This window comes from Isoptericola croceus, assembly GCF_029382255.1.
Classification (GTDB): domain Bacteria; phylum Actinomycetota; class Actinomycetes; order Actinomycetales; family Cellulomonadaceae; genus Isoptericola; species Isoptericola croceus.
In genome coordinates this window covers 1-273 of record NZ_JARLLG010000246.1, presented here as the reverse complement: position 1 = coordinate 273, position 273 = coordinate 1, and the positions used below count along the sequence as shown (strand labels likewise).

Sequence of the window (273 nt, the reverse complement as noted above, 5' to 3'; positions counted from 1 at the left end):
CAACGAGACTCCGCCCGGTGAGGCTCTCGACACCTGCCTCCCTGAGGATTGTGGTCAAGGTTTCCCTGTCCTCATCAGAAAGCTGGGCCAGGGACTCGTCAAGTTCTTCGGCTAGTTTGCTTTTTTCCTCCTGGGAAAGGGTCTGCAACTGCTCTTCTATGCGCCCGAGGAGTTCCTCCAAAACCTTGTTGACCACCTGGGAGGCGAGCACCTCTGGCGGAACGCCACCTGTGGGTAGACCGTAGCCAAGAGCAGCTTCTTGGACTACTTTGG

Annotated in this window: 1 protein-coding gene; it reads right to left on the bottom strand. The window is 57.1% G+C overall.

All coding sequences use genetic code 11. From position 1 onward, the window contains the following. Positions 1–273: hypothetical protein (locus tag PZC42_RS21295; protein ID WP_277214136.1), on the bottom strand; the 273-nt coding region annotated here is incomplete at both ends.